This is a genomic window from Halomonas korlensis, assembly GCF_900116705.1.
GTDB lineage: Bacteria > Pseudomonadota > Gammaproteobacteria > Pseudomonadales > Halomonadaceae > Halomonas > Halomonas korlensis.
This window is the reverse complement of sequence record NZ_FPBP01000004.1, coordinates 193,695-213,830: the sequence shown is the minus strand read 5'-3', so window position 1 is coordinate 213,830 and position 20,136 is coordinate 193,695. Positions and strand designations below refer to the sequence as shown.

At 64.8% G+C, this 20,136-nt stretch carries 18 protein-coding genes; 10 read left to right on the top strand and 8 right to left on the bottom strand.

Features of this window, described 5'->3' with window-relative positions; all coding sequences use genetic code 11:
• Positions 1 to 149 precede the first annotated feature (149 nt).
• The 6 genes from BM341_RS07625 to BM341_RS07600 all read right to left on the bottom strand — a co-directional run bounded on the left by BM341_RS07625 (position 150) and on the right by BM341_RS07600 (position 7,339).
• Entirely contained in the window at positions 150 to 533 is a 384-nt protein-coding gene (locus BM341_RS07625) for a gamma-butyrobetaine hydroxylase family protein (RefSeq protein ID WP_089794547.1), read from the bottom strand.
• Positions 534 to 566: 33 nt separating this feature from the next.
• Complete coding sequence (gene hslU, locus BM341_RS07620; RefSeq protein ID WP_089794546.1) at positions 567 to 1,889, bottom strand: ATP-dependent protease ATPase subunit HslU; 1,323 nt, start codon at positions 1,887 to 1,889, stop codon at positions 567 to 569.
• Positions 1,890 to 1,891: 2 nt separating this feature from the next.
• Positions 1,892 to 2,410, bottom strand: coding sequence for an ATP-dependent protease subunit HslV (hslV, locus tag BM341_RS07615; RefSeq protein ID WP_089794543.1), 519 nt, complete (start codon positions 2,408 to 2,410; stop codon positions 1,892 to 1,894).
• A gap of 157 nt (positions 2,411 to 2,567) precedes the next feature.
• A complete protein-coding gene (locus BM341_RS07610; RefSeq protein ID WP_089794541.1) occupies positions 2,568 to 3,311 on the bottom strand; it encodes an SPOR domain-containing protein in 744 nt (247 codons plus the stop codon).
• Between the two features lie 3 nt (positions 3,312 to 3,314).
• Complete coding sequence (gene argS / locus BM341_RS07605) at positions 3,315 to 5,000, bottom strand: arginine--tRNA ligase (RefSeq protein WP_089794539.1); 1,686 nt, start codon at positions 4,998 to 5,000, stop codon at positions 3,315 to 3,317.
• 98 nt (positions 5,001 to 5,098) lie between these two features.
• Entirely contained in the window at positions 5,099 to 7,339 is a 2,241-nt protein-coding gene (locus BM341_RS07600; protein WP_089794537.1) for a primosomal protein N', read from the bottom strand.
• A 215-nt stretch (positions 7,340 to 7,554) separates the two neighbouring features.
• On the opposite strand from BM341_RS07600, the gene rpmE reads away from it, so the two are divergent.
• Positions 7,555 to 7,770, top strand: coding sequence for a 50S ribosomal protein L31 (rpmE, locus tag BM341_RS07595; RefSeq protein ID WP_089794535.1), 216 nt, complete (start codon positions 7,555 to 7,557; stop codon positions 7,768 to 7,770).
• A 313-nt stretch (positions 7,771 to 8,083) separates the two neighbouring features.
• On the top strand, positions 8,084 to 9,352 hold the full coding sequence (locus tag BM341_RS07590; RefSeq protein ID WP_089794533.1) for a malic enzyme-like NAD(P)-binding protein: 1,269 nt from the start codon (positions 8,084 to 8,086) through the stop codon (positions 9,350 to 9,352).
• A gap of 83 nt (positions 9,353 to 9,435) precedes the next feature.
• Here BM341_RS07590 and BM341_RS07585 read toward each other — a convergent pair whose 3' ends face one another.
• Entirely contained in the window at positions 9,436 to 10,200 is a 765-nt protein-coding gene (locus BM341_RS07585; protein WP_089794531.1) for a DUF481 domain-containing protein, read from the bottom strand.
• 86 nt (positions 10,201 to 10,286) lie between these two features.
• The gene (locus BM341_RS07580; protein ID WP_089794529.1) at positions 10,287 to 12,827 is read right to left on the bottom strand and encodes a penicillin-binding protein 1A; all 2,541 of its coding nucleotides are present in this window, start codon (positions 12,825 to 12,827) and stop codon (positions 10,287 to 10,289) included.
• A 280-nt stretch (positions 12,828 to 13,107) separates the two neighbouring features.
• Between BM341_RS07580 and BM341_RS07575 the strand changes: the two genes are divergently transcribed.
• The 8 genes from BM341_RS07575 (at position 13,108) to BM341_RS07540 (ending at position 20,115) form a co-directional block, all read left to right on the top strand.
• Positions 13,108 to 14,169, top strand: coding sequence for a pilus assembly protein PilM (locus tag BM341_RS07575; RefSeq protein ID WP_089794527.1), 1,062 nt, complete (start codon positions 13,108 to 13,110; stop codon positions 14,167 to 14,169).
• Positions 14,166 to 14,726: a PilN domain-containing protein gene (locus BM341_RS07570; protein ID WP_089794525.1), complete on the top strand. Its 561-nt coding sequence runs from the start codon at positions 14,166 to 14,168 to the stop codon at positions 14,724 to 14,726. The genes BM341_RS07575 and BM341_RS07570 overlap by 4 nt, the downstream gene beginning before the upstream one ends.
• The gene (locus tag BM341_RS07565) at positions 14,723 to 15,346 is read left to right on the top strand and encodes a type IV pilus inner membrane component PilO (protein ID WP_089794523.1); all 624 of its coding nucleotides are present in this window, start codon (positions 14,723 to 14,725) and stop codon (positions 15,344 to 15,346) included. Before BM341_RS07570 ends, BM341_RS07565 begins: the two co-directional genes overlap by 4 nt.
• Positions 15,343 to 15,864: a pilus assembly protein PilP gene (locus BM341_RS07560; RefSeq protein WP_089794521.1), complete on the top strand. Its 522-nt coding sequence runs from the start codon at positions 15,343 to 15,345 to the stop codon at positions 15,862 to 15,864. Before BM341_RS07565 ends, BM341_RS07560 begins: the two co-directional genes overlap by 4 nt.
• 59 nt (positions 15,865 to 15,923) lie before the next feature.
• Positions 15,924 to 18,095, top strand: a complete 2,172-nt coding sequence (locus tag BM341_RS07555; RefSeq protein ID WP_089794518.1) for a type IV pilus secretin PilQ — start codon at positions 15,924 to 15,926, stop codon at positions 18,093 to 18,095.
• A complete protein-coding gene (gene aroK, locus BM341_RS07550; RefSeq protein WP_089794516.1) occupies positions 18,095 to 18,637 on the top strand; it encodes a shikimate kinase AroK in 543 nt (180 codons plus the stop codon). The genes BM341_RS07555 and aroK overlap by 1 nt, the downstream gene beginning before the upstream one ends.
• Before the next feature lie 2 nt (positions 18,638 to 18,639).
• Positions 18,640 to 19,746: a 3-dehydroquinate synthase gene (gene aroB / locus BM341_RS07545; protein ID WP_089794789.1), complete on the top strand. Its 1,107-nt coding sequence runs from the start codon at positions 18,640 to 18,642 to the stop codon at positions 19,744 to 19,746.
• A gap of 102 nt (positions 19,747 to 19,848) precedes the next feature.
• On the top strand, positions 19,849 to 20,115 hold the full coding sequence (locus BM341_RS07540; protein ID WP_089794513.1) for a hypothetical protein: 267 nt from the start codon (positions 19,849 to 19,851) through the stop codon (positions 20,113 to 20,115).
• Positions 20,116 to 20,136 lie beyond the last annotated feature (21 nt).

Here is a 20,136-nt window from a genome sequence, read left to right as displayed (position 1 = left end):
CTTGAGAGGGATGGGACAACACCTTTCGCGACGGGTCTGGCAATAGCTCTCCGGGGAGGCGCTGTAAACCCTTCCATGGGCGCTACATTTGCCATCCCTGGCAAATGACCTCCCCTTCGTGCTACCCCCAGCGTCTTGCGTGGTATCTTTTAGAGCTGCTTGATCTCGATGCTCAACGGCTCTCGCGAGGCACCGGCTGCTTCCAGGCGGCGCAGATAATCCTCCCAGTTGGCCTTCTGATCGCGGATCAGCGCATAGAGATAGTCCCAGCTGAACAGGCCACTGTCGTGGCCGTCGTCGAAATGCAGCTTGAGGGCATAGCGCCCGGCCTGACTGATGTTCTGCAGGCCCACGAATTTCTTGCCGACCTGCAGGGTGGCGGTATCGGGGCCATGACCGCGCACCTCGGCGGAGGGCGAGAATACCCGCAGGTACTCCACCGACAACCGATAGGACTCGTCCTCGCCGTAGGTAAGCTCGAGCTCACGGTCATGCTTGTGGTAGTGCACCCTGGTGGGGATCGGAACGCTCATGGCGGCCTCCTTCGATCGCGGTGTGCCATTACCCTAGAGGATATACCGCGACAGGTCCTCGTCCATCGCCAGCTCGCCCAGTTGGGAGTCCACGTAGGCAGCGTCGATCACCAGCGGCGAGCCGATGTCCGCGCCACTGAACGAGGCTTCTTCCAAGAGGCGCTCCATGACCGTATGCAGGCGACGAGCGCCGATGTTCTCGGTGCCCTCGTTGACCTTCCAGGCGATCTCGGCGAGACGCTCGATGCCGTCCTCGGTGAAGCTGATGTCGAGCCCTTCGGTGGCCAGCAAGGCTTGATACTGCTTGGTCAGCGAGGCGGAGGGCTCGGTAAGGATGCGCTTGAAGTCATCCGGGGTCAGGGCATTGAGCTCGACGCGAATCGGCAGACGACCCTGCAGCTCGGGAATCAGGTCCGATGGCCGCGAGAGGTGGAAGGCGCCGGAGGCAATGAACAGCACATGATCGGTCTTGACCATGCCGTACTTGGTCGAGACGGTGGAGCCCTCGATCAATGGCAGCAGGTCGCGCTGCACGCCTTCGCGGGACACTTCCCCGCCGCTGGACTGGCCGCTGCCCTTGGTGACCTTGTCGATCTCGTCGAGGAAGACGATACCGTTCTGTTCCACGGCGTCGATGGCGCGGCGCTTGATTTCCTCCTCGTTGACCAGCTTGGCGGCCTCCTCGTCACGCAGCAGGCCGAAGGCGTCCTTCACCGCCACCCGGTGGGTCTCGCTCTTCTGCTTGCCCATGCCGGCAAACATGCTCTGCAGCTGGCTGGTCATTTCTTCCATGCCTGGCGGGGTCATGATATCGATGCCCTGGCTCTGGGGCGTGATCTCGATATCGATTTCCTTGTCGTCGAGCTGGCCCTCGCGCAGTTTCTTGCGGAAGGTCTGGCGCGTCGAGCTATCCTGGCGCGGCTCGTTCTCCTGCCCCCGTGGTGGCGGCAACAGGGCGTCGAGGATGCGATCCTCGGCAGCGTCCTCGGCGCGGTGACGCACCTCGTCCTTGGCATGCTCGCGCACCAGCTTGATGGCGGCCTCGGTAAGGTCGCGCACGATCGACTCGACGTCGCGGCCCACATAGCCCACCTCGGTGAACTTGGTGGCCTCGACCTTGATGAAAGGCGCGCGGGCGAGCTTGGCCAGGCGCCGGGCGATCTCGGTCTTGCCGACCCCGGTCGGGCCGATCATCAGGATGTTCTTGGGGGTGACTTCCTGGCGCAGGTCGCCATCGAGCTGCATGCGCCGCCAGCGATTGCGCAGCGCAATCGCCACGGCACGTTTGGCGTCCTGCTGGCCGATGATGTACTGGTCCAGGGCGTGGACGATTTCGCGGGGGGTCATCGAGGTCATGATCAGAGCTCTTCGAGGGTGACGTGATGATTGGTGAACACACAGATGTCACCGGCGATCTCGAGCGACTTCTCGGTGATCTCGCGGGCACCGAGGTCGGTGTTCTCGAGCAGCGCGCGGGCGGCCGCGAGGGCGAAGTTCCCGCCCGAACCGATGGCGATGATGCCGCGCTCGGGCTCCACCACGTCGCCATTGCCGGTGATGATCAGCGAGGCGTCCTTGTTGGCCACCGCGAGCAGGGCTTCAAGACGCCGCAGGGCACGGTCGGTGCGCCAGTCCTTGGCCAGCTCCACGGCGGCCTTGACCAGGTTACCCTGGTATTTCTCCAGCTGTGCCTCGAAGCGCTCGAACAGCGTGAAGGCATCGGCGGTACCGCCGGCGAAACCGGCCAGCACTTCGCCGCGATACAGGCGACGCACCTTGCTGGCATTGCCCTTCATGACGGTGTTGCCCAGCGAGACCTGGCCATCGCCGGCCAGTGCGACATGGTCACCGCGTCGCACGGAAACGATCGTGGTCATGGAGTGAACTCCTTGGGGGAGCGAAGGCTCCCGTTGACATTCGGCGCTGCGAATAACGCCCGCGCGCCTTGACTAGGCTCTGCAGGGTAATGCGGGCGGAGGGGAGGGAATTCAACCGCAGGCACGCCGGTGCCCGTTACAGCGACCGGGCGCCGGTTCAGTTCTGCAGGCGAATGATCAACGGCTCGATGCCTTGCGTGGTCATCAGGTCCTGGGCACGACTGAGTTCACGGGTGTCCTCGTAGGGGCCGACCTGGACGCGGTGCCAGGTCTCGTTGCCGCCCGCCTGGACCTCGCTGACGCGCGCCAGCAAGCCGAAATCGCTCAGCCGGCTCCTGAGCTGCTCGGCATCGCCGGATTCGCGGAAGGAGGCGGCCTGCAGCATGTAGCGCTCTCCCGCACTAACCGTCTGCATTTCGTCTGAGGTATCGGCCGCTGACGCGTCCTCGGGACGCGAGTTGGCCGCGATCACCTGCGCGATGGGGTCGTCGACGGCCTCGGTCGTGGCCTCGGTCGTGGGCTCGGCCGGTTCGCTCGGCGCTGCCGGGGCGCGGGCGACCGTGTCGGGAATCTCGCTGCGGGGCGCGATGACTTCGGATTCCGGCAGCAGGGTATAGAACTCGAAGGTCGGCATCGGGGGCTCTTCCGACCCCGGATCGGCCGTGGTGCCGGAGGTGGCGGCCGGATCATCCGCGGAGAAGCGGGGCATCACCGTCGCCAGGGGCGAGTCCTGCTCGTCCTGCCAGGGCGCGGACCCATGTTGGTGCTGGGAGAGCAGAAAGCCCGCTACCAGGCCGACCAGTGCCCAGAGCCAGCCCGGGACGGTGGGGCGTGACCGCGACGGCGAGCGTCGCCGGCTGGTGGTGGCGCCGCGTTTCTTCGGAGTGGGGCGAGTGGCCATGACTCACATCTCCTCGGGGGCGCCGACGCCCATCAGGTCAAGGCCGTTGCGCAGCACCTGGCGCGTGGCCAAGCCGAGCCCAAGGCGTGCGTTGCGCAGGGCGTCGTCCTCGACCATGACCTTCACGGCGTTATAGCAGGTGTGGAAGTCGGCGGCGAGAGTGAGCAGGTACTGAGCGATCTGCTGGGGCTCGCGGGACGCGGCGGCGTGCTCGACGACGCCAGGATAGCGAGCCAGGCGGTTCATCAGGGCCTTTTCCTGCGGCTGGTCGAGCTTGGCGAGGTGGCTCATGGCCGACGCGTGATCGAAGGGCATATTCTCGGCCTCGGCCTTGCGCAGCATGCTGCACACCCGGGCATGCGCATATTGGACGTAGTAGACCGGGTTGTCGTTGGACTGCGAGCGTGCCAGGTCGATATCGAAGGTGAGCTGCGAATCGGCGCGCCGCGCGGCAAGGAAAAAGCGCGTGGCGTCGCGTCCCACCTCGTCGATCAGATCGCGCACCGTGACGTAGCTGCCGGCGCGCTTGGAGAGCTTCACCTCGACCCCCGAGCGCGTCACCATGACCATCTGGTGCAGCACATATTCCGGCCAGCCGGCGGGAATACCGACTTCCAGCGCCTGCAGGCCGGCGCGCACGCGGGTCACCGTGGAATGATGGTCGGCGCCCTGCTCGTTGATCACATCGGTAAAGCCGCGCTGCCACTTGTCCAGGTGATAGGCCACGTCCGGCAGGAAATACGTGTAGCTGCCGTCGGACTTGCGCATCACCCGGTCCTTATCGTCGCCGAAATCGGTGGTGCGCAGCCAGATGGCTCCCTCCTGCTCGTAGGTATGCCCCCCCGCAATCAGCTGCTCGACGGTGGCCGCGACCTTGCCGGACTCGTAGAGCGATGACTCGAGGTAGTAGACATCGAACGCGACGCCGAAGGCCTTGAGGTCGAGGTCCTGCTCTCGGCGCAGCCAGGCGACGGCGAACGCCTGGATGGCCTCGAGGTCCTGCGGGTCGCCCTTGGCGGTCACGTGGCGATCGTCGGCATGCACCGTCTCGCCGGCCAGGTAGGCATTGGCGACATCGATGATATAGCCGCCGCGATAACCGTCGGTCGGCCAGTTGGCGTCGTCGCTGTCAATGCCCTGGGCGCGGGCCTGCACCGAGAGGGCCAGGTTAGTGATCTGGGCGCCGGCATCGTTGTAGTAGAACTCACGGGTGACATCAAAGCCGGTCGCTTCGAGCAGCCGGGCGACGCAGTCGCCGATCGCGGCACCGCGCCCGTGGCCCACATGCAGCGGGCCGGTGGGGTTGGCGGAGACGAACTCCACCTGCACCTGGCGCCCGCGACCAGCAAGGCTGCGACCGTAGGCGTCGCCCGAGTCGAGCACGGTGCGCACGATCTGCGCGACGGCGTCGGTGGCGGCAAAGAAGTTGACGAAGCCGGGGCCGGCGATCTCCACCCGGCTCACGGCGTCACTTGCCGGCAGGGCGGCGACCAATGCCTCGGCAAGCTCACGCGGCTTGCGGCCTGCGGGTTTGGCGAGCATCAAGGCCAGGTTGGTGGCGTAGTCGCCATGGGCCTTGTCCTTGGTCGGATCGACCTTGATGGTCGGGGCGAGGTCGGCGGGCAGGATCTCCTGGCGCTTGAGTTCGTTCAGGGCGCCTTCGAGCAGCGAGATGAGGGTGTCTTTCATGAAGGATTCCGGTGTCCAGTGTCGCGGGTCGCGAAGGGGCCGCTTGGCAGTGCGGCGTATTATCGGCAATCGGGGCCAGGCTTTAAACCCTCCCGCTGTCAGCTCAGGGTCTGCGGGTCGATATCCAGCGACCATCTCACCCGTCGCGCCTCAGGTGAGGCCTCCAGCCAGGCGGTCAACCAGGCGCCGGCTTCGTGGAGGCGGCTGCGGCGCTCGCTGGTAAGCATCAGCTGGGCATGATAGCGGTTCTGGCGGCGCTCCATGGGCGCGGGCACCGGACCCAGGCAGCCGACCTCGAGCCGACGCGACGCGAGCCATTGGCGCAGCGCCTCGGCCACCTGATGGCCCAGAGCGCTGACCGCGTCCTCGCGGGGGCTTTCCAGGCGCAGCAGGGCGAGAAAACGAAAGGGGGGCAGGCCGGCGGCGCGCCGCTCCTCCAGCAGTTGATCGGCCAGCGCCGCATAGCCTTGCTCGGCCAGCGTCTGCAGGTGCGGGTCATCGCCGTGCAGGGTCTGCACCAGCACGCGACCGGGATGATCGGCGCGCCCGGCCCGGCCGGCCACCTGAATCAGCAGCTGAGCGCTCTGTTCCAGGGCACGGAAATCGCTGGCATACAGGCCGGCATCGGCATTGACCACCACCACCAGGGTGACGTGAGGCAGATGATGCCCCTTGGCGAGCATCTGGGTACCCACCAGCAGGCAGGGCTCGCCGCGGCGCAGCTCGGCCAGCACCTGTTCGAAGGCGTCGCGGCGGCGAGTGCTGTCGCGGTCAATGCGATGTACCGGCACCTTGGGAAAGAGGCCGGCAAGCGTCTCCTCGGTGCGCTCGGTGCCGCTGCCCAGCGGGCGCAGGTCGATGCTGGCGCACTTGGGGCAGGCCTCGGGCAGGACACGCCGCCGGTCGCAGTGATGGCAGGCCAGCAGCGGAGGCTGGCGGTGCAGGGTCATGCGGGCGTCGCAGTGGTCGCACTCGGCGAGCCAGCCGCAGGCATGGCAGGCCAGCGTGGGAGCGAAGCCGCGGCGGTTGATGAACACCAGGACCTGATGTCCGGCTGCCAGTGTTTCGCGGATCGTCTCGATGACCGGCGGGATCAGCCCGCCCTGGCGGGGCCTGCCGCGCAGGTCGACCAGCTCCAGCCGGGCGGGGGCATGGCGGCTGGCGCGCTGGGTCAGGGTGAGGTGGCGCCAGTCGCCGCTGCGGGCGCGCGACAGGCTCTCGAGCGATGGCGTGGCACTGCCCAATAACAAGGGGATGGCGTGGTGGTGGGCACGCGCCACGGCAAGATCGCGGGCGTGATAGCGCAGGCCGTCCTGCTGCTTGAAGGAGCCGTCGTGCTCTTCATCGACGATGATCACCCCCGGGCGTGCCAGGGGGGTGAAGATCGCCGAGCGGGTGCCGATGACGATGGGCGCTCGTCCGCTCGCGGCGGCCTCCCAGGCGTCGAAGCGCTCGTGGTCGGTGAGCCCCGAGTGCAGTGCCACTACCGGGACGCGAAAGCGTTGGCGAAAGCGCGCCAGGGTCTGGGGGGTGAGGCCGATCTCGGGCACCAGCACCAGCGCCTGGCGGCCCTGGCCGACCACGGCTTCGATCAGTTGCAGGTAGACCTCGGTCTTGCCGCTTCCCGTCACGCCTTCCAGCAGGCAGGGGTGATAGCGGTCAAGGCCTTCATGGAGCGCGGCCAGCGCCACGCTTTGCTCGCGATTGAGGGGGATGGCCGGCTCGGCGAGCCGAGCGCCGGTGCTGTCCCTTGGGTGAGCGGTGGCCGGCTCCTCAAGGCGGCTGAGCAAGCCCTTGTCGACCAGCGCGCGCAGCTGCTCGCGCGTGAATGACTGGGCGAGGATCGCCTGGGTGCCCAGGCCATGCGGGTGCTGGTGCAGCATCGCCAGCAGTGCCGCCTGTCGCGGTGCGCGTGCAAGCTCGGCGGCGTCGGCTGCCTGTCCGACCGCGGTGAGCCGCCAGCGCTCTCGGGTGCGGGCGGTCAGGGGGCGGCCCTGGCGCAGCAGGACCGGCATCGCCTGGTGCAGGGTGTCGCCGAGGGGATGCTGGTAATAACGGGCGGTGAAGCGGCACAGCCACAGCCAATCCGCCGGTAGGGGAGTGGCGTCGAGGCAGGCGTCGATGGGTTTCAGATCCTTCAACGCCAGCTCGCTGTCATTGCGGCATTCGATCACCACGCCGACGAGTTGGCGTCTGCCGAAGGGCACGCGAACGCGAATGCCGGGCTGCCAGCCGCCACTGGGCGCCTCGCCGCAGGGGCGATAGTCGAACAACCGACGCAGCGGCGACGGGATGGCGATGCCCAGCACGCGTGGTGCGGGATGAGGGGTCTGTGGCAATTGGCCTCCGGCGGCGGATCTGCTAAAATGCTGCGCCTCCCCGGGTACGCGAGCGGAAATAAGGCACGCGCGAGTACGCAAGAAGAAAGTACGCCAGAAAAAGGGCAGGGGAGAAAACCGGTTCGCATGTACGGTTCACGGACAACCGATAGTCAACCCGTATGCGGTGCCTGGCAGATGATCAGGTGGCGGCATACCGCTCCATGAGGCTCAAGATGAAACAAGCTATCCATCCGGATTACAAGATGGTCAACGCGACCTGTTCCTGTGGCGCCACCTTCGAAGTGGGCTCCACCTCCAACCACGATTTCTCTCTGGACGTCTGCTCGCAGTGCCATCCCTTCTATACCGGCAAGCAGAAGCAGGCGACCACGGGTGGTCGCGTCGAGCGCTTCAACAAGCGTTTCGGTGCTGCCGTCAAGCGGGGCTGATCACGGCCTCGCGACGCGACAAGGCGGGCTTGTGTCATGTCGCCGTCATCGCTCGTCCGAGACCCGCCCCTGCTGGCGGGTCTTTTGCTCGTTTACGCGATGCCCCATGCGAGCGCGCGCCTTGTGCCATACTCGTCAGCAATACCTCCATCATTACCTCACGGACCACAGGCAGGTTTCCAGCGCTCTCGAGTCCCGCGCCATAACGTCTCGACCGCCCTTGTGACAAGCGGGAGAGCGCTTCCGCGTTGAGAAATGGAAATATTTTCTATATTCTGAGTTCACTTTCGCCACAGCATATCGGACCTTCCGCATGACTGACGCAAGAAAGGCCGCATTGGACTATCACGCCAAGCCGATTCCCGGAAAGCTTTCCGTAGAACTGACCAAGCCCACCGCCACCGCCCGGGATCTGTCTCTGGCCTACAGCCCGGGTGTCGCCGAGCCGGTGCGCGAGATCGCTCGCGATCCCGAGAACGCTTACCGCTACACCGGCAAGGGCAACCTGGTGGCAGTGATCTCCGATGGCTCTGCCATCCTCGGCCTCGGCAACCTGGGACCACTGGCCAGCAAGCCGGTGATGGAAGGCAAGGGCGTGCTGTTCAAGCGGTTTGCCGGCATCAACTCGGTGGACATCGAAGTCAATGCCGAGAGCCCGCAGGCATTCATCGATACGGTGGCGCGCATCGCCGATACCTGGGGCGGGATCAACCTCGAGGACATCAAGGCCCCCGAATGCTTCGAGATCGAGCAGGCGCTCATCGAGCAGTGCAACATCCCGGTCTTCCATGACGACCAGCACGGCACGGCCATCGTCACCGTTGCGGGCATGCTCAATGCGCTGGAGATCGCCGGCAAGTCATTGGACAGCGCTCGCATCGTCTGCCTCGGTGCTGGCGCCGCGGCGATCGCCTGCATGAAGCTGCTGGTCTCCTGTGGCGCACACGCCGACAACATCGTGATGCTCGATCGCAAGGGGGTGATTCACGCCGGCAGGACGGATCTCAACCAGTACAAGGCGATGTTTGCCGTGCAGACCGATCAGCGCACGCTGGACGATGCCATCGACGGCGCGGACGTCTTCATCGGCCTCTCGGGCCCGGGGCTGATGAACGCCGGGCACATTCGCAAGATGGCGCCCAACCCGGTGGTGTTCGCCTGTACCAATCCAGACCCCGAAATCCATCCCGACGTGGCCCGCGAGGCGCGACCGGATGTGATCATGGCCACCGGTCGCTCCGATTATCCCAACCAGGTCAACAACGTGCTGGGCTTTCCCTTCATCTTCCGCGGCGCCCTCGACGTACGCGCGACGCGTATCAACGAGGAGATGAAAGTGGCGGCCGTGCATGCGCTCAAGGACCTGGCGCGCGAGCCGGTTCCCGCCGAGGTGCTCGAGGCCTACGAGATGCAGAGCATGAGCTTCGGCCCCGACTACATCATTCCCACCCCGGTGGACGTCAGGCTGCTCGACCGGGTCTCCTCGGCCGTGGCCCAGGCGGCGGTGGATTCCGGCGTGGCGCGCAAGCCCTATCCGACGCACTATCCGCTCAAGACGGTGGACGATGTCTATGGCGGCTGAGTCTTGACGCGACGGCATAGATGGCGGAAATAATGACGCCGGCCCTTGGGCCGGCGTCGTCGTCATGTCATGACGAAACGGCACTACCAGCTGTACAGCAGCGAGGCGCTGGTGGTCTGGTCGGTGCGGGCATCGGCATTGTCGGGCGGGTCGGAATTATCCTTGACTTCATGCGACAGCTTCAGCGCCAGGTGCGAGTTGAGCCGCGCCGTGAGCGACGAAAGCGAGCGTGATGTCACGTTTGTGCTGGTCGCTTCTACCGAGAGCTCCTGCTCCAGGCTGGAATGCTCCGAGAAAGCCCACTCATAGGCCAGAGCGCCGTAGGCCACGCCACGCAACTCGTTCTGTCCCTCCTCAAGGCGGTCATGGCGGATGCCTGGGCCGCCCTCGAGTGAGAGCAGGTGGCGCTCGCTATTGATCAGGTCGCGACCGTAGCCGCTGATGGCCGTTGCCTGCTGGTCGTAACCACTGAACCGGTCCTTCTCCCAGCGTGCGAAGCCGAAGATATAGTGCGGGCCATCGAGCTCGTAGCGTTCGCGACCGGCGACGATGTATTGCTCGGCGCTGGTCCCGCCGTTACGGGAGACGTTACGCACTTCGCCGCGCAGGGTGTGGGTCCAGTCACCGGTCAGCCAGGTCAGCTGACCCTTGCCGATAAGGGTCTGGCTGTCGGTATTGCCCGAGAGGTGGGTGAAGCCGAGTTCGGCGTCTCCGGAGAAGCTGGCGGCATCCTCTTCGGGCGGCGGTGGGGCATAGAACGGATAGGCTTGCGCTCTGCCGGCGATAACCGCAAGGATGCACAGTGACAGCCGCGCGAGCCTCGTGCGGCGTATTGCAGGATGTGGCATGTCGGTTTCCCGGATGACCGGTGATCAACTCGTATGACGTGATCGGCGATGATGAGGAGGACGGCGGCATCCCTGCCGCCGGGGCGCTAGAAAATGGCTTCGTAGGTGCCGGTACCCTCGGAGCCGCTCTGTTGCTCGACCTCCCTGTCGACGCGGCGCGACTGGTAGTCAGGCAAGTAGTCGGTATGGAAGATCTCCTGCATGCCACCGCCCTGGTTATCGTTGAGTCGACGACCGGTACGGGGGTCGATACGGGCGCTGACGATCTCCTCGGGCGCCTCCGGGATGGCCAGTGGACGATCCTCGAGTGCCGTGCCCATGAAATCCATCCAGATGGGCAGGGCAACCCTGCCGCCATACTCGGCGATGGTCTCGTTATTGTCCTTGCCGACCCAGACGGTGGTCACTAGATCACTGTTGTAACCGGCGAACCAGGCGTCGCGATAATCATTGGTGGTGCCTGTCTTGCCGACGATGTCATCACGGTTCAAGGCCAATGCTGCGCGGCCGGTGCCATTCTCGATCACGTCGCGCAGCATATCGCGCAGAATGTACACCGCACTGGGGTCAGCGACACGAGGCGCCACCGGGTAGGTGCGGCCGTTGATTTCCACTTGCTCCTGACCTTCGCTGCAATCACGACAGGCGACCCTCGGCGTGGCCTCGTCCACGACGTTGTCTTCGTCACCACGGGTGATGCGCTCGATGAACCAGGGCGAGACCTGAAAGCCGCCATTGGCCAGCACCGCATAGGCGTTGGTCATTTCCAGCGGCGTCAGTCCGGCACTGCCCAGCGCCAGGGAGAGCCCGCGGGGCAGGCGATTCTCGGCGAAGCCGAAGCCTTCCAGAAAGTCGATGGTGGCGTCCAGGCCGACCTGCTGCAGCACGCGAATGGTCACCAGGTTGCGTGAGCGGGCCAGCGCCTCGCGCAGCCGTATCGGGCCCAGGAAGTCGCCGCTCGAGTTGACCGGACGCCAGAGTTCGTTGCTGCCATCCTGCTGCACTACCGGTGCATCGTTGACCACACTGGCGGCGGTCATCATGCCGCTGTCCAGCGCCGCCAGATAGATGAAGGGCTTGAAGATCGAGCCGGACTGGCGCTGCGCCTGCACCGCGCGGTTGAACTTGCTGGCCTGGTAACTGAAGCCGCCCTGCAGGGCGAGGATCGCCCCGGTATCGGGCTCCATGACCACCAGCGAGCCTTCGGCGTCCGGACGCTGGGAGAGCCGATAGCCATCTTCTTCCTCCCCGTCACGCTCGAGAATGCGTACCAGGTCGCCCGGCGCGGCGATCTCGGCCGCGCTAGCCGGCTCAGGGCCACGCGAACGTGGCCCACGATAGGCGCGAGCCCAACTGAGATCCTCCCAGTCGAGCGTATGCAGTTCACCGCCGCGGGCCATGACCTGCATCTCGCGGCCTTCGGCGGCAACCACGATAGCCGGTTCCAGCGGCCCGAGGAGAGACGTGCGCTCCAGCACCTGCAGCCAGTTGCTGACGTCGCCCTCGATGCCCTCTATCTCCGTCTGGCTACTCTCGGCGGCGCGTCGGGCAGTCTCCATCACCTCAGGCGATTCGCTGAGCTCCTCCTCGAGTCCCTCGCGCTCGGTGCGATCCTGGGCTTCCACCAGGCTCTGGGGAATGTCCTGTTGTTCGGGGCCACGCCAGCCGTGACGCATGTCGTAGTCAATCAGCCCCTCGGCGAGCGCACGCCGCGCATAAGGCTGAAGCTCGCTGTCCAGGGTGGTATGGATGCGATAGCCGCCGGTATAGGCCGCCTCTTCGCCGAAGCGCTCGACGGCGAACTGACGCGCCATCTCGGCCACATAGTCGGCCTCGACTTCGGTGCGGGCGACATAGCGACGCGCGGTAACCGGCGCCTGGACGGCCTCGTCATAGGTCGGCTGGTCGATATAACCCAGTTCACGCATGCGGAACAGTATCCAGTTGCGTCGAATCAGCGAACGCTCGGGGTTGGCCAGCGGATTGAAGGCCGAGGGGGCCTTGGGCAGGCCGGCAATCATCGCCGTTTCGGCCAGCGTGAGTTCCTCGAGGGGGCGGCTGTAGTAGGTTTCCGCCGCCGCGGCGATGCCATAGGCGCGATTGCCGAGGAAGATCTTGTTGACGTAGAGCTCGAGGATTTCTTCCTTGGAAAGAATCTGCTCCATCTGCAGTGCCAGCAGGATCTCGCGGATCTTGCGGGTGAAGGTCTGCTCCAGGGTCAGGAGATAGTTGCGTGCCACCTGCATGGTGATCGTCGAGCCGCCGGAGCGAATATCACCACCACTGGAAACGAGCTCCACCGCGGCCCGCACCAAGGCCTTGGGATCGACGCCGCGATGATCGAAATAGCCGGCATCCTCGGCCGACAACAGTGCCTGAACCATTTCCTCGGGGATCTGCTCGAACTCGACCGGCATGCGCCGCTCATTGCCGTACTCGCCGATCAGCTTGTCATCCCGGGTATAGATGCGCAGCGGCGTATGCAGTTCGAAATCCTGTAGCTGACGCACATCGGGCAGGCCGGGGGCGAAGTACAGGCCGGCGCCGACGACCCCGAGGCCGGCGGCAGCGATCAACGAGATCACCAGCCACACGGCCGAGAGGATCAGTGTTCTGAGGTACTTCATGAAATCGCGGTATCCGTGCTGGGAACTTGAGCGTTAGGCAGCGATGAGAAAGGCAATACGATGCGTCGCCATTATAAGAAGCCAAGCCGGCGGCCACCAGCGTTGACATTCGGCGACAGCATAGGTCGTGTGAGTTTCTTCCTGATCATGTAACCTCCCGTTAAAGTACCGGAGTATGATTTTCGTCGTCCATTTTCCTTAACGCGTGAGTCTTCTTGCTGGGTGAGTGACGTAGCATGATGAGTAGCAAGTGTATAAACCAGCGTGGGGCGGGATCTAGATGCGTTTGAAAGCGTCCGGCAAGGGCTTGGTCGGCGTCGACATCACCTCGGCGACCGTCAAGCTCATCGAGCTTCGCCAGATCGGCAGCCGCTACCAAGTGGAAAGCTACGCGGTACGCCCGCTGCGGGAGGGCGCGGTGGTCGAGCGGCGCATCCACGACATGGACGAGGTGGTCAGTGCGCTGACGCGTGCCGTGCAGCAAGCCCGGCCCTCCTCGCGCAATGTGGCCGTAGCCGTACCGTCGAGTGCAGCCATCACCAAAACGCTCACGTTACCCGCTTCGTTGAATGACGACGAAATAGAAGCGCGTATCGAACTCGAATCTGACAAGCATATTCCCTTTCCGTTCAGTGAAGTCGCCTTCGATTTCCAGCGCCTGGGCCTCAATGCCCGTTTCGGCGACCAGCAGGATGTCCTGCTGGTCGCCTGTCGTCAGCAGGATGTCAGCCAACTGACCGATGTCTTGCTGCAGGCGGGCTTGACCCCCGCGGCGGTGGACGTCGAGTCGTTCGCCATGGAGCGGGCGTTTACCGAGTTGCGCCACCAGCTGCCCGATGTCAGCGGTCAAGAGGACTGCGTCGCGCTGGTGGATATCGGTGCCAACATGAACGCCTTTCACGTGCTTCGCGAGGGACGCATCGTCTACAGCCGCGATACCGTCTTCGGCGGCCGCCAGTTGACCGACGAGATCCGCAACCGCTACGGGCTGACGCTCGAGGAGGCAGGGCTTGCCAAGAAGCGCGGCGGACTGCCCGAGGATTATCAGCACAGCGTGCTCGACCCTTTCCTCGACACCCTGGTGCAGCAGGTCGGACGCTCACTGCAGCTCTACTACACGGCGGGTCGCAAGCATGAGGTCAAGCGCATGGTGCTGGCGGGTGGTTCCAGTGTGATCCCCGGCCTGGCCGAACGCCTGTCCCAGGAAAGCGGCATGGACGTCGTGACCGCCAACCCGCTGCAGCGCATGAAAGTCAGCGCGCGCATCGACGTGCAGACCCTGGCGGGCGATGCGCCGGCGATGCTGACGGCGTGCGGTCTGGCGATGAGGTCACGCGCATGACCATCGAGATCAATCTCCTGCCCTGGCGCGACGAGATGCGCGGTCGGCGCAGCCGGCGGTTCTATCTGACGCTGGCGCTGATGGCACTGATCGGGCTCGGTGGCGGCTATGCCATGAGCCGCTACTACGCGCAGCAACATGATGTCCAGCAGCAGCGCAATGCCTATATCCAGGACCAGAGCCGCCAGCTCGATACCGCGATACGCGAGATCGACGAGCTCGAGGCGATACGCGAGCAGATGCTCGATCAGGTCGAGATCTTCACGAGCCTGCAGCTGGGGCGTGCCCAGACCGTGCATGTGTTCAGCGATCTGGTCACGAGCCTGGTCGACGGCGTTCGCTATACCAGCCTGCGTCGCCAGGGGGATAACCTGAGTCTGTCGGGGCTGGCGGACAACAACCGACAGGTCTCCGACCAGCTGCGTGGGCTGGCGGCGGCGGCAGCGTTATCCGAGCCGTCACTTTCCGAGGTGGAGGCATTGGAAGCCGGAGAGCGTCGCAGCTTCAGCCTGAGCGTGAGCCAGCGGATGCCCGAGCGTGGGGAGGAGACGCCATGAGCCTCAAGGGAGAAATGCGCAGGCTTCGCGAGCTCGATTGGCGCGAACTCGATATCAAGGAGTCCGGCAGCTGGCCGTGGTCGTTGCAGGCCATCTGCTGCGCGTTGACGCTGGGCCTGATCTTCTTCGGCATGTACTGGTACCTGGCCGCTCCTCGGGCCGAGCAACTCGAGCAGGCGCGCGCCGAGGAGCACGAGCTGCGAAAAGCGTATCGCAGCAAGGCGGCACAGGCCGCCAATCTGCCGGTGATGCGCGAGGAGATGGAGAGTCTCGAATCGCGCATGGCAACGCTTCGCGAAATGCTGCCGACCGGTGCCGAGGTGCCCTCGCTGATCGACAATATCAGCGAGACCGCGATCGAGCATCAGCTCACGATCGACTTCATCCGCCTGCGCAGCCCGGTGGCGCAGGACTACTACATCGAGCAACCCTTCGACATACAGGTCCAGGGCGACTACCACCGGGTGGCGGCCTTCCTGGCGGGTGTGGCGGGGTTGTCGCGTATCGTCACCCAGCATGACTTTGCCCTCGAGCCGCAGGACGGCGACGGCCAGCAGCTGCGGCTGTCGATGCTGGCGCGGACCTACAGCTACCGGCCCAGTGCGGAGGGCTCGCCATGAGCACGACGGGCAAGCGGTGGCTGATCGCCGGCGTGCTTGGCCTGCTGGCCGGCTGTAGCGACCCTCAGCTCGCCAACCTCGACCGCGAACTGGCAGCAATCCGCAACGATCCCGGCGAGGTGCCGAAGGTGGCGCTGCCGGAGCTTCCCGACTACGAGACCATCGCCTATTCCCCGGCCGACCAACGAAGCCCGTTTCTTGACCGTTCGCGTCAGGACGCAGGGCCGACGCCACGTGAAGGTGAACTGGCGCCCGACCCCAACCGACCCAAGGACGCGCTGGAGGCCTATGCGCTCAGCGAGCTCGAGCTGGTCGGGACGCTGACGGTCAAAGGGCGCCCATCGGCGCTTGTGCGGGCACCGAACGGTCAGGTGCATCGGCTGACCATCGGCCACTACATGGGGCAGGACAATGGCCGGATCGTGACGATCACCGAGGCCTCCGTGGGACTGGTCGAAACCGTGCTGGACCGGAATGTCTGGGTCGAGCGCAACCACATCTTGAAGCTGGAAGAATGACAATCAGCCTGTCGTCGCCTGGCAGAAGGCGGGCGACGCGGCAGCGGGGGAAGGGAACCATGACAGCAATGATGCGCGGTCTCGCGACACTGGCGATGCTGGCGATGTCCTCGTCCGCCTTGGCGGCGAGCACCCTGGACAGCCTGGAATTTCGCCAGGGCAGCGGCGGGGGCGTCGAGGTCGATCTCGACTTCAGCGGCCCGATCCCCGAGGTCAGGGGCTACCGTCTCGATGACCCGGCGCGGCTGGCCATCGATCTGGTTGATACCACCAGCCGGCTGGGGCAGCGGCGCTTCGAGTTGGGTATCGGCGGCGTCGAAGACGTGACGGCGCTGGAAGCCGGTTCCCGGACGCGGCTGGTCTTCGCGCTGGAGGGCCCGCTGCCTTACAACACCCGCCAGCAGGGGGACCAGCTGAAGCTAGTTATCGGCGGGGCCGCCGGCAATGCCACCGGTCAGCAGGTGGCTGCCTCTCGCCCGCAGGACGCCTCGGCCAGCGTGTCGAACGAGACGCGTGCGTCATCGGTCGCCGCCAGTGGCCCGAGCGTGGCCGATATCGACTTTCGCCGCGGCGACGCGGGCGCCGGGCGCCTGGTGGTCACCTTCGACCGTGCCGGCGTCGATGCGCGAGTTCGCGAGAGTGGCGGCAATCGCATCATTGCCGAGCTGCGCGATGTCGAGCTGCCGGCATCGCTGAATCAGGTCTATGACGTCAGCGATTTCGGGACTCCGCTGCGGCGCATTACACCGCGGGTCGGGCGTGACGGCGTGACGCTGGACATCGAAGGCAGTGGTGAATATGCGCTGGTGTCGACCCAGAGCGGACGCCAGTTGACCATCGAGGCGCAGCCGGTCACCCAGCAGGCCCGCGAAGACAGGGTTCGTGAGCAGTTTTCGTACACCGGCGAGCGCATCACGCTCAATTTTCAGGACATCGAGGTGCGCTCGGTGCTGGCGATCATTGCCGACTTCACCGGCCTCAACCTGGTGGCCAGCGACAGCGTCACCGGCCGCGTGACGCTGAATCTCGAGGACGTTCCGTGGGACCAGGCGCTGGACCTGGTGCTCAAGAGCCATGGCCTGGCGAGCCGCCAGGAGGGCAATGTCATCGTGGTGGCCCCGGCCAGCGAGCTGGCCAGTCGTGAGCGGCAGGAGATTGAGTCACGTGACCAGATGGAAGACCTGGCACCGCTCACTTCTGAATATGTTCAGGTCAAGTACGCCAAGGCGGAGGCGCTCGCTCAGCTGCTGCGGGGTGGCGAGGGCTTCGGACTGCTTTCCGAGCGCGGGCGGGTAGCGGTGGATCAGCGCACCAACACCCTGCTGATCCAGGACACCGCCGAGCAGATCGACGAGATCATCGCCACCCTGGATCGTCTGGATATCGCCGTCCGTCAGGTTCAGATCGAAGCGCGTATCGTCATCGCCCGCGACAGCGTGACCCGGGAGTTGGGGGTGAACTGGGGGGCTTCATCGACCAGTAGAGGGCGTTTCAATACACGTGGGTCATCTACTGGCACGCCTTTTGTAGGTGATGACGGTAGACGGTACTCTGAAGGGGTTCAAGAACAAGTGGGAACCACTATCATCGAAGATGGCAATGGGAACACGAGAAGCGAAAGTGAAGTGCCCGACCTCTTTAGCAGGGGGGGGCTTACTGTTGACCTTGGGAGTGCCAACCCCATCACAGCGTTTAGTTTTGGCTACCTTTCCGGCGATATCCTGCTCGACCTCGAATTACGCGCCCTGGAAAGCGAGGGCAAGAGCCAGACCATCTCGCAGCCACGGGTGATCACCGCCAACCAGCGCACCGCCGTCATCAAGCAGGGCACGGAAATTCCCTATCAGGAAGCCGCCTCCAGCGGGGCGACCAATGTCGAGTTCAAGGAGGCCGTGCTGTCACTGGAAGTGACGCCGCAGATCACCCCCGACAACCGCATCATCATGGACTTGGTCATCAACAACGATACCGTCGGTGAGCTCTTCAACGGTGTCCCCTCGATTGACACCAACGAGATCGAGACCCAGGTGCTGGTGGACAACGGCGAAACCGTGGTGCTGGGGGGCATCCTCACCACCGAGGAGGTACGCAGCCTGTTCAAGACACCCTTCCTGGGCGACCTGCCGGTGCTGGGCAACCTCTTCCGCTATACCGAGAACACCAACGATAAGGTAGAGTTGCTGGTATTCATTACGCCTCGAATCCTCGACGACGGTATGGCCATTCGCTGATGCAGGATCTACCCAACCTGATATTGATCGGCCCCATGGGAGCCGGAAAGAGCACCATCGGCCGCCTGTTGGCGGCCGAACTGTCACGTGATTTCCACGACAGCGATCACGAGATCCAGTCACGCTGCGGTGCCGACATTCCATGGATCTTCGACGTTGAAGGCGAGGCGGGGTTTCGCGATCGCGAGGCGCAGATGATCGACGAACTGACCCGCCTGCAGGGGGTGGTCATCGCCACCGGGGGCGGCGCGGTGCTGCGCAAGGCCAACCGCCGCTGCCTGAGCGAGCGCGGCACCGTCATCTATCTCTTCACCACCGTCGAGCAACAGCTGCGGCGCACCGCCAAGGACCGCAACCGGCCGCTGCTTCAGCGGCCCGACCGCGAGGCGGTGCTGCGCGAGATGTTCGCCCTGCGCGACCCCCTCTACCGGTCGACCGCCGATATCGTCGTGCGCACCGATCGTCGCGGCCCCCGCTCGGTGGTCAACGATATCGTTCGGCGCGTCACCCGTCTGGTGGATCCCCTACAATGCAAGGCCTGACCATGACCGCAACCCCGCAGGCCCAGTGCACCCTCGAGGTGGCACTGGGCGATCGCAGTTACCCCATTCATATCGGCCCCGGGCTGCTGGGCGACCCGCGCTGGATCGCGCCACACCTGGCCGGGAAGCAGGTGATGATCGTCACCAACTCGGTCGTCGCACCGCTCTACCTCGAGCGCCTCAAGGCCGGGCTGGCGGATGATCTGGAGGTTCGCGAGGTCGTGCTGCCCGACGGCGAGGCGACCAAGAACCTGGCGCATGTCGAGCGCATCTGGGACGCGCTGCTCGAGGCCGGTTTCAACCGTCGCTGTACCCTGATCGCCCTCGGCGGTGGCGTGATCGGTGACATGACCGGCTTTGCCGCCGCCTGCTACCAGCGTGGCGTGGCCTTCGTGCAGGTGCCGACGACCCTGCTTGCTCAGGTGGACTCCTCCGTCGGTGGCAAGACCGGCGTCAATCACCCACGCGGCAAGAACATGCTGGGCGCCTTCTGGCAGCCGCGTGCCGTGCTGGTCGACACCGACACCCTGGCGACGCTGCCGCCCGGCGAGCTGTCTGCCGGGCTTGCCGAGGTCATCAAGTACGGCCTGATCCGCGACGCCGACTTCCTGGGCTGGCTGGAAGAGGCCATGCCGGCACTGCGCGGTCTGGATGTCCCCGCGCTGACCCAGGCCATCGAGCGCAGCTGTGCGATCAAGTCCGCCATCGTCGCCGAGGACGAGACCGAGCAGGGCGTGCGGGCACTGCTCAACCTGGGGCATACCTTTGGCCATGCCATCGAGGCGCACCAGGGCTATGGCAGCTGGCTGCATGGCGAGGCGGTAGCGACCGGCATGCTGATGGCGGCAGCGCTCTCGGCGCGTCTGGGCTGGCTCAGTGGCGCCGACGTGGCCCGGGTCGAGGCGATTCTCGAGGCCGCCGGCCTGCCGCGGCAGGCGCCGAGCGGCATGGGTAGCAAGGCCTTTCTGGATCATATGCGCCGCGACAAGAAGAATCTCGATCATCGGCTGCGGTTGATCCTGCTGCGCTCGCTCGGCGATGCCTGCATCTACGATGAGACGCCACTCGAGACGCTGACCGCCCTGATCGAGGACTTTCCTCGCCGCTGATAACTTGCCCGCGCCTTCTTGCCCATTGACGCCCGCCCCGTGCGGGCGTCGTCGTGTTAAAGGGGTACGTCGGGTCAGTGTTCGTAAGGATCTGCATGGCTCATGCAGTATCGGCATGGGGTGAGAGAGGGTGTTAGACTAAAATCTAGAGACTTTTTTGAGTCGTTGAATAACCGTTTTTGGGCAGTGCAAGCCGTTGAGATATCGCGTTTTTTTACTTTGATGGCATTGCAAGTCGCGGATTTGTCGATGGTTTTTCAAGGCGTGGGCAGGGCGGATTATTGCGCGAGGGGAGAGGTTTTGGCTATGCTGGTCGGCCTTTTGTCGGGCAGCGGTATGAGTTTTATCACTAGCCTAAAAAAAGATTAACCAATAACAATATCACTTATC

Coding starts and splice junctions, on each gene's coding strand:
- BM341_RS07625 (WP_089794547.1), bottom strand. CDS start 533: ATGAGCGTTCCGATCCCCACCAGGGTGCACTACCACAAGCATGACCGT.
- hslU (WP_089794546.1), bottom strand. CDS start 1,889: ATGACCTCGATGACCCCCCGCGAAATCGTCCACGCCCTGGACCAGTAC.
- hslV (WP_089794543.1), bottom strand. CDS start 2,410: ATGACCACGATCGTTTCCGTGCGACGCGGTGACCATGTCGCACTGGCC.
- BM341_RS07610 (WP_089794541.1), bottom strand. CDS start 3,311: ATGGCCACTCGCCCCACTCCGAAGAAACGCGGCGCCACCACCAGCCGG.
- argS (WP_089794539.1), bottom strand. CDS start 5,000: ATGAAAGACACCCTCATCTCGCTGCTCGAAGGCGCCCTGAACGAACTC.
- rpmE (WP_089794535.1), top strand. CDS start 7,555: ATGAAACAAGCTATCCATCCGGATTACAAGATGGTCAACGCGACCTGT.
- BM341_RS07590 (WP_089794533.1), top strand. CDS start 8,084: ATGACTGACGCAAGAAAGGCCGCATTGGACTATCACGCCAAGCCGATT.
- BM341_RS07585 (WP_089794531.1), bottom strand. CDS start 10,200: ATGCCACATCCTGCAATACGCCGCACGAGGCTCGCGCGGCTGTCACTG.
- BM341_RS07580 (WP_089794529.1), bottom strand. CDS start 12,827: ATGAAGTACCTCAGAACACTGATCCTCTCGGCCGTGTGGCTGGTGATC.
- BM341_RS07575 (WP_089794527.1), top strand. CDS start 13,108: ATGCGTTTGAAAGCGTCCGGCAAGGGCTTGGTCGGCGTCGACATCACC.
- BM341_RS07570 (WP_089794525.1), top strand. CDS start 14,166: ATGACCATCGAGATCAATCTCCTGCCCTGGCGCGACGAGATGCGCGGT.
- BM341_RS07565 (WP_089794523.1), top strand. CDS start 14,723: ATGAGCCTCAAGGGAGAAATGCGCAGGCTTCGCGAGCTCGATTGGCGC.
- BM341_RS07560 (WP_089794521.1), top strand. CDS start 15,343: ATGAGCACGACGGGCAAGCGGTGGCTGATCGCCGGCGTGCTTGGCCTG.
- BM341_RS07555 (WP_089794518.1), top strand. CDS start 15,924: ATGACAGCAATGATGCGCGGTCTCGCGACACTGGCGATGCTGGCGATG.
- aroK (WP_089794516.1), top strand. CDS start 18,095: ATGCAGGATCTACCCAACCTGATATTGATCGGCCCCATGGGAGCCGGA.
- aroB (WP_089794789.1), top strand. CDS start 18,640: ATGACCGCAACCCCGCAGGCCCAGTGCACCCTCGAGGTGGCACTGGGC.
- BM341_RS07540 (WP_089794513.1), top strand. CDS start 19,849: ATGCAGTATCGGCATGGGGTGAGAGAGGGTGTTAGACTAAAATCTAGA.